Source organism: Pseudanabaena biceps PCC 7429, from assembly GCF_000332215.1.
Classification (GTDB): domain Bacteria; phylum Cyanobacteriota; class Cyanobacteriia; order Pseudanabaenales; family Pseudanabaenaceae; genus Pseudanabaena; species Pseudanabaena biceps.
Map to the genome: position 1 here is coordinate 1 of NZ_ALWB01000272.1, position 6,558 is coordinate 6,558.

Genomic DNA, 6,558 nt, shown 5'->3' on the forward strand with positions numbered 1-6,558 from the left:
CTTTCAAAAAGTTTCTTGGTTTGGCTTTGCGCGCAAAGCTCTGTAGGATTAATTTTTGCTCACAATCACTGAATTACCTTGGATTTTTGCCTTATAGGTTCCCAATGGGCTACTGGCTGGTCCCTTAAGGACCTTTCCATTGGCACTAAACTTTGCGCCATGACAAGGACATTTGAATTGCTTCTTATCGCCGTCCCAATCGACCGTGCAGCCTTGGTGAGTACAGGTAGGATCGACAGCTAACAGCTTTTGAGGGTTATCGGGCGAACGAATTACAGCGATAGAGCCAATGGATGTATTATCCTGATAAAGCTGACCTGCATTGTCCAGATCGGCGATCGTACCCGCGACCACAGCCCCATCAGACTGTCCAAAAGCCTCATCAACCTTGAACAGCGAAGAACAAGCAGCGATCGCAACAGGTAAATAACTAGCTAAAGTCCCAACTCCAAAAAGCATCAAAAATTTACGACGCTCCATAATCTATCCTCTAAAGTTTTACCTACGGACGATACTAACGAGTATAAACGATGTCTAAGTTACTTGACATATAGCTGCCGTCAACTGTATCAGGACATAAAACCCAAAAGAGGTTTGCCACACAAAGCGCGGCAAACCTCTTTTGGGTTTTCTAACAAGAAACTGCCGCCATAATTATTTCGGGATAGAGCTTGTGCACATTACCAAAACCATGGCATCCCGAGGAGGCGAAGGGCAAAATTCTATATTGATAAATTGCTCTAAAATTGGATTGATATAGAGCAATATTAAGATAACTCAGTGAAACTTCACATCCTGTATTTTTGCTACAAAATCATCAATTTCATTCTAACAAATCGTCTTTTTATCTCTTTTATAATCATTTCGGCTTTCGTTTTTGGAACAGATTTATTATTTACAACTCAATGGAATCGGATCCAAGGGTTTTCGCCAACAACGATCGGTATTGACTTTGCTCCAGAAGTCTGGTTATCACTTCTTAGCTTGGTTTTGGGAACTCTGATTATCGTTATCTCCATCGCTTCCCAAAATCTTCCTAAACTGGTTGATTTGTACATGCAAGATTGGCAAAGCCTATTTTATGTGTGGTTCTTGGTATTAGCAGGGACTCATGCAGTTTTAGCCAAAGTCCGCGTCGAAGAAGATCGCTCCTTTCTTGCCAGTGCCGTTTTGAATGACTGCCTGTTTCTCCCCTTAGCAATCGTTTTAGTATTTCCCTATATCTATTACATTCTCCGTTGTACCAAACCAGTCACCGTCATCGAACGTATTTTCTCTAATCATCTACAACAGATTAACCTACTTCCTAATCCCTATGTTTCCATCCTTCTCAACAATCCCCAGTTTAAAAGTGCTTACCAGTTTCGGCTATTTGCATCTCTCAATCAGTTAGACAATCTATTAAGCTATGTGACTCTCAAGGAAGCGCAAGCCCAGATCATCGAACAGATTACGGAACTTGTCGATCGCTATATCATTTTAAAACCGAACATCAATCCTCAATTCTTTTTAATGGGGCAAGAAGTCCGCACCGATATTTCCTTTCGTACCACTATTGAGTTTGAAGACCTGGAGCGATCGCGCATATTTTACGAGCAAAAGTGCTTTCGGCTGCTCAACAATGCCTATACGCAATTCATCGAACACCATGAATTTGATTTAGCTTCCCTATGCGTCTCCGAAATTTATCGAGTGGGAATTACCGCCATATCCATAGGGGACGATCATTTGATCGATACCACGATCGTCCGCTTCAATACCATATTGCGGATTGCATTGAAGCATGGAACTCGCAATAATGAAGCCCGTAATCTCTATAATTTTGCTTTTCATTATGGGAACTTCATCTCCAATCTAGTCCGTTCTCAGAAAATCGAGCAGGCAAAGCTAAGTTTCCATTATCTGCGACTTTATGGAACGGAAATTTTTAAATATGGCAAAACCAGCCCCGTCATGTACTTCATCGTCGATGTGTTTGCGGCTGAAATGAAAAAGATCCTCATTCTCGCCCATGAGTTAAATTTAGAGACAGCCCTACAAAGCGAGTTGCTCTTTGAGATGCTACAGGTTGATAGCCTTCCCAATTTCATGAAAGATGACCTCGACAAAGGGCAATTTGTGGATAATGGTGTCCGAACCCTACAAATTGGGCTAGCCCTTTTTTATCTTAAAAACGATCGCCCTGAATTTGTCGAACGAATTATTAACGATATTATTGACGATTTAGAATATTGGGGTAAAGAGTCATTTTGTCGCTTGATCGAGATGACTTGCAAACATTTGCAGCTATTTAATCATCACTTCTGGGAGGATACCGATCGGGGCAACCTGAATATCTACTACACGCCCTACAAAGATTATATCGATCAATTTCAAGACCTCCTCATATCGCGAATTCGTCTCTATGCTGATAACTACCTCGAACTAGATCACCAAAGGGAAGAACTATCAGCAAAAGAGCTGGAAAGAATTTTAGGACGTTTTCACGAACAAATGCTCCGCTATTTACATCGTTTTTCGCCTGAGAAATAGGTATAGCAACGTAAAGTTTGCTTAGCCCCAAAGATGATTTGCAGCGCGAAGCGCTGCAAATCATCTTTGAGGTTTACGTTGCTATAGTCCTGAAAAGAAAAGGATTTATACCAATTCCCAAAATGGCGTTGCCATTTTGGGAATTGGTAAGTAGCTAAGAAGTAAACTTAAAACCTAGAAGAGCGTACCGCCCGCTAGGCGGGCGGTACGCTCTCTAGGTTTGGGTTTTAATTATGCTTAACTGCTTATAAGGTAGTGAGGCATTTTTATCTGCAAGTGCCTTAGCACCTAAAATATGAGAAAACCATTTAATGCTCCAAATCGCGAAAAGTAAGGTAATTTAAGCAAATAGAATAATCGCGCAGACTTGATGAAAATTTCATGATATTGCCCTTTTGTCCCAATTTCACTGAGCGTTTAGATTAAATGCGATACCACTAAATGTCTAAAGGTAGTTTGAAAGAAACCGACCGCAAGCTCTTTAGGCTCTGCGGATAGCAACCATTTACAGACTTTGTTTACAACGTTTGAGATAAAAATCATGGCTAAATCTATATCCGAAACATCTTCTACTCCTTCGAGCCAATGGTGGCGTGGATTGATCATGGTACTTCTAGCGACCTTGTTTTTATCAATCCAAAATGTCTTAGTTAGAATCGTCCAATATAACGGGAAGTATCCATTAAAAATTCTCGGTGGACTAATTCCTTCTAATGTATATGTCGATGCCGATCCCGCCAATCCCCTACAAGTACCTTTACTAGTACTATTGGTGCGAATTGCCTTTGTCGTCCCCCTACTGTGGACTGTGCTGCCAGTACTTAGACCAGGGTCGGAAGAACAAGCCATATCAGTCCTGAGGGGTTACAATCCCAAATTACTAATGAAGGTAATTGCGGCTGGGTTGTTGCTATTTTTATCTCAAACAGGGACATATTTAGCGGTCTCAATTGTTGGTCCCGCAACCGCTTTAACAGTATTTTTTATCTATCCTGTAGTCACTACTTTGTTAGCATGGCGATTATTTGGCGATCGCCCATCATGGAAACAATGGCTAGCCATTGGTTTAATTATTAGCGGTTGCACATGGGTTCTATTTAGCACGGTTCCAGGGGCTGCATTTAAAAGCGATATTGTGGGACTGATCTCCGCTGCCTTTGCAGGGATCGTTTTTGCATTGGAGGGAGTCATCGCCCAATCCTGCTTTACTAAAATCAATCCTGCTACCTTTACAGGGCTAATTTTTACCGTCGAATTTGTAGTTTTGCTTATTGTATGTGTTGCTTTTATTCACATCAATCTGAGCCAAGGTCTAATTATTATGGGCTTATTGCTCTGTTTTTCAACCTTATTTGGATATTTGTTTAATAATTTTGGGATTAAAGCTATAGGTGCGGCTTCAACAGCAATTATTGGCTCTAGTGGACCTGCTGTTACGGCGATTCTATCAGTATTAATTCTTAATGACAAAATACCATCTTGGATTGCAATCTTTTTAGTTACTATTGGTGTTGTCTTAATGAATTTAGAAAAAATCAACAAAAAACCAATTGCCAATGTAGTCTCTGTCGCCCAAGAAAAAGATTAGTAAGCTATCTAAATTCCAGAAATAATTTAATATACGACTAGACATACATAACCTTCTTAAATGGTTTGAGAGAGTTAACCCCAAAGGGGTTAACTCTCTCAAACCATTTAAGCTCACAAATGAAACAGAATTGCTATATTTAGCAATACCAAAATGCCATATTTTTTGCTTGTGATGCCAAGTTAAGAAATGGCGTAGCCATTTCTTAACTTGAAAACCCTTACGAGATTTAATTCACAAAAGTGTTGTCACACTTTCGTAAATTGGTATAAGAGTATATGTATAAGAGTTTTAGGAACCTAATTTCGATTGTATTAACCTGCCTGTCTGTATCAACTTTATTTGTTGCTGAAGCGAGAACCCAAAGGGGAGCTAATGCGATGGATTTATCGCAATTAGAACAAGCTTCACGATTGGTAAAAGAAGCCATCACCCTTGATGATAATCAACCAGAAAAAGCGATCGCATTACTCAAACAAGCCTTACAAATATACTCTCAAGTCAATAGAAGTGCGGACGAATTTGTTCTTGAGGAATTAGGAGGTTTATACCTTCAGATCGGACAATACCAAAGAGCGATAGATTCCTACGAAAAAATTGTAAATTTAAGTAGGCAAAACAAATATCGCTCCATAGAACAACGTGCATTAAACGAATTGGGCTATGCCTACATGCTTAGTGATAATTGTCCAAGGGCAATAGAAATTTATCAACAGGCTTTAGCCATCGACAATCCTGAATTGAGTCCGATTGAGAATAATTTCAAATCCCTTAGTGATATAGGAACTTGCTACGAGCATCTGGGACAATATCAAAAAGCACTGGAATTCCATCAGCAAGCCTTAGCGATCGCTAAAAGCAATAATGGAAGTATTAATGAAAGTATTAATGAAAGTATTAATGGAAATCTTGACATCAAAAATTCGCTAATCGGTATAGCCGAAGCCTATGTGGGTTTAGGGAAATATCAAAAAGCTAACGAATTCTTTAACTTAGCACTTGCTAGTAAAGCTCGCTTTACCGATGGCAATGATCGAGCAAAGATTGGACTAGGGAATGTTTGCAAAAAATTAGGAAAGGTCGAACTAGCCATTGATTTTTACCAACAAGCATTGGACATTGCCAGACAAAACAATGTCAAGGAAGGAGAAATAAATGCTCTCAATGTCCTAGGAAATACCTACCTCGAACTAGGTCAGTATCAAAAAGCGGTTGAATCATTTCTTAAAACAGTGGAAATCGTGAAGCGAACACACCATTACCGAGGCTTCTTAACCGCATTGAATGGGCTCGGTAAAGCCTACGAAAAATTAGGTCAATACAAACTCTCCATAGCATATTTTCAAGCATCTTTAGCCTTCAAAATGCAAAGTAGCGATCGCGATTAGTATTGATTACCTTTTTCTTAATTTCTTAATTTTTTAGCCAACCTAAACCCACACCAATTAAGAGAAACAATCCCATCGCCAAGCGATACCAGACAAAAAGCCAAGTACTATGCTTTTCTAAGTATTTCAACAATAGAAAGATTGCTAAAAATGCGGAAATGCTAGCGGAAGTCAGTCCTAATAGGAGAATAGCCCAACCATGCAAATCCAATCCAGCTTTAGCAAGTGTCGCCATTTCCACAGCCCCAGCCAGAATAATCGTGGGTAATCCTAATAAGAACGAGAACTTCGCCGCCGTTTCTCGTTCCATTTTTAAAAAGAGGGCGGCTGTAATGGTCGAGCCCGATCGCGATACCCCTGGAATCAGAGCAAAAACTTGTGCAATTCCGACAAAAACACCATCGATTAGGGTTAACTGCTCAAAATTACGCTTGCGACTTCCCCACTTTTCGGCAGCCGCAAGTAATAGAGACATCACGATTGAGGCAATCCCAATGGTGACTAACGTCCGCAAAGGCGAGTTGCAAGTATCGAGAGTTTTCTTTAACAAAAGTCCGACGATCGCGATCGGAATTGTCCCTGCAATCAATCCCAATAGCAGTCGAAAAGATTTAGACATATAGTCCTTACGAAGGATCGCCCGATAGGAACTCCCCAACAAGCGAGTAATATCTTGCCAAAAATAGGTGAGAACTGCTGTTAAACTTGCTAACTGCATCGCTGCCGAAAAAGCAGAACCAGGATCGGGTAAACCTAAAAAACTCGGAACTATGCGTAAATGGGCAGTACTACTAATCGGTAATAGTTCAGTAATACCTTGCACGATCCCAAGAATCACAATACCAAACCAATTGATATTCACAAAGTCGAGATTAACCGCACTACCCTCGTTACAAACCGCAGCAGACAGCAAAAATGAATGCATCATAAAATAATTACTCCTCTAATTACTCCTCTAATTACTCCTCACAGTGGAGGCTAACGATTAACTATAGCTACAATAGCTAGGACAAATCAAAACTCCAAAGATGAGTGGCGGCGCGAAGCGCC

The 6,558-nt window shown here is 40.3% G+C and carries 5 protein-coding genes; 3 read left to right on the forward strand and 2 right to left on the reverse strand.

Features of this window, described 5'->3' with window-relative positions; translation table 11 throughout:
* Positions 1 to 48: 48 nt before the first annotated feature.
* A complete protein-coding gene (locus PSE7429_RS20480; protein WP_009629264.1) occupies positions 49 to 480 on the reverse strand; it encodes a QcrA and Rieske domain-containing protein in 432 nt (143 codons plus the stop codon).
* A 300-nt stretch (positions 481 to 780) separates the two neighbouring features.
* Here PSE7429_RS20480 and PSE7429_RS20485 point away from each other — a divergent pair, with 300 nt between their 5' ends.
* From PSE7429_RS20485 to PSE7429_RS20500, 3 genes are all read left to right on the forward strand, one after another.
* Positions 781 to 2,532: a hypothetical protein gene (locus tag PSE7429_RS20485; RefSeq protein WP_009629265.1), complete on the forward strand. Its 1,752-nt coding sequence runs from the start codon at positions 781 to 783 to the stop codon at positions 2,530 to 2,532.
* A 541-nt stretch (positions 2,533 to 3,073) separates the two neighbouring features.
* Complete coding sequence (locus PSE7429_RS20495; RefSeq protein WP_009629266.1) at positions 3,074 to 4,120, forward strand: DMT family transporter; 1,047 nt, start codon at positions 3,074 to 3,076, stop codon at positions 4,118 to 4,120.
* 380 nt (positions 4,121 to 4,500) lie between these two features.
* Entirely contained in the window at positions 4,501 to 5,508 is a 1,008-nt protein-coding gene (locus PSE7429_RS20500; protein ID WP_158467662.1) for a tetratricopeptide repeat protein, read from the forward strand.
* Positions 5,509 to 5,533: 25 nt separating this feature from the next.
* Here PSE7429_RS20500 and PSE7429_RS20505 read toward each other — a convergent pair whose 3' ends face one another.
* Positions 5,534 to 6,436, reverse strand: a complete 903-nt coding sequence (locus tag PSE7429_RS20505; RefSeq protein ID WP_009629268.1) for an undecaprenyl-diphosphate phosphatase — start codon at positions 6,434 to 6,436, stop codon at positions 5,534 to 5,536.
* Between the last annotated feature and the right edge of the window lie 122 nt (positions 6,437 to 6,558).